We start from the raw sequence: 2065 nt of genomic DNA, 5'->3' as shown, positions 1-2065 counted from the left end.
GGTCAATACAGCAAAGCGTCAAGGCATTTCTGCGTTTGACGCCATTTCCCGTGCCCTTACCTCTCATCAGACCGATTGGCTACTGGATTGAGCAATTACCGCGATTCTATCCCCTCCATGACGGGTTTGCGGTTTAGGATGCTTGTCCAATGCGATCGCTCTTTGCTGCCTAGTTTCGTGTTCGGCTACGGCTAGGGTTTGATCGTGGGGCGTGATAAGGATGGAGGCGATCGCCCTTGTGAGCCAAAGGCAATCGCTCTAAGAGAAGATAACTTACACAAAGTCTGCCTGGTTGATGGCGACTGCATTAGTATCTTCTAAGCGCACTAGATTGGTAGTGCCCACCCTAATCAGCACATCATCGCGCTGTTGGACGATGGAGAGTTGTCCGAAACGGATCCCCACCAAGTCGATACGGTCTCGATCGTTTTGGAAATCGGTGACGCGATCGAAGCCATCGTTTTGGCGAAGGACAATTAGGTCACGCCCTGCTCCAGTTGTAATCACATCGTTGCCGGTGCCGCCGTCGAGGCGATCGTTTCCTGTACCGCCATCAAGGCGATCGCTCCCAGCTTGTCCAAAGAGGCGATCGTTATCTGCCCCACCATTGAGGAGGTTATTTCCTGTACCGCCGATGAGGGTATCGTTACCGACTTGTCCAAAGAGGCGATCGTTATCTGCCCCACCATTGAGAACGTCATTACCCGTGCCGCCGATGAGGGTATCGTTACCGACTTGTCCAAAGAGGCGATCGCTATCTGCTCCACCATTGAGAACGTCATCGCCTACACCGCCAAGGAGGCGATCGTTACCGGCTTGTCCAAAGAGGCGATCGTCACCATCCAAGCCGCGTACCACATCATTTCCCTCCAACGCAAGAATCGTATCGTCACCTACTGTCCCGCTGAGGATATCGTCAAACGGCGTGGGATCATTGACATCGGTGACGGTAATGTTAAACAGTTGGGTGGTGCTTAACCCTCCCGCATCGGTGAGCGTTACCTCGACGGCATAGCCATTGTCATTGCCCACATCCAACGGAGTTTCAAAGTCTGGAGCGGAGAGGAACGACAACTCACCCGTTGCGGCATCAATCGTAAACAAGCTTTGGTCTGCGCCGTCACTGAGACTGTAGGTGAGGCCATTTCCCTCGCTATTGCTATCGTCTGTGGCTTCGATATCAACCACCAGCGTGGTGTTTTCCGGCACATTCACTACGCCAGAACCTGGGACAAAGGTAGGGTCTTCGTTGACATCGGTGACACTGATACTTAGCTGTTGGCTGGTACTGGCTCCGTCCGCGTCTGTGACACTCACGTCGACGTCATAGGTATTGTCTATGTCTGCATCTAGTGGAGTTTCAAAGTCAGGAGCGCTGAGGAAGGCAAGGTTGCCTGTATCTGGGTCGATGCTGAAGAAGGATTGGTCAGCACCACCGCTCAGACTATAGGTGAGACCATCGCCTTCACTATTAGTATCATCCGTGGCTTGAATATCAATCACCGCTGTGGTTTCATCTGGAACCGCGACGGTACCCGCACTAGAGATAGTAGGGGCTTCGTTTATGTTGGTGACGGTAATGTTAAACAGTTGTGCGGTGCTTAATCCACCGGCATCAGTGACTGTTACCTCAACGGCGTAGCCATTGTCATTGCCCACATCCAATGGCTGTTCAAAGTCTGGAGCGGAGAGGAAGGACAACTCACCCGTTATGGCATCAATCGCAAACAACGTTTGGTCGGCTCCACCACTGAGACTGTAGGACAGGCCATCTCCCTCGCTACTGCTATCGTCTGTGGCTTGGATATCAACCACCAGTGTGGTGTTCTCTGGCGCATTCACCACGCTATTGGTCACAATCGTAGGCGCTTCGTTGACGTTGGTGACGTTGATATTAAACAGTTGTGCGGTACTTAATCCATCTGCATCAGTAACCGTTACCTCGACGGCATAGCCATTGTCATTACCCACATCCAACGGCTGTTCAAAGTCTGGTGCGGAGAGGAAGGACAACTCACCCGTGGTGGCATCAATCGTAAATAACCCTTGGTCTTCCCCACCACTG

General features: G+C 52.4%; 1 protein-coding gene. It reads right to left on the bottom strand.

All coding sequences use genetic code 11. The features are described 5' to 3' along the window. Positions 1-273: 273 nt before the first annotated feature. A partial coding sequence (locus V6D20_14660; GenBank protein HEY9817021.1) for a cadherin domain-containing protein occupies positions 274-2065 on the bottom strand: 1792 nt, incomplete at its 5' end.

The sequence above is a fragment of the Candidatus Obscuribacterales bacterium genome (assembly GCA_036703605.1).
Lineage (GTDB): Bacteria > Cyanobacteriota > Cyanobacteriia > RECH01 > RECH01 > RECH01.
The sequence above is the reverse complement of the archived record's forward strand: the minus strand, read 5'-3'. Positions and strand labels throughout refer to the sequence as shown.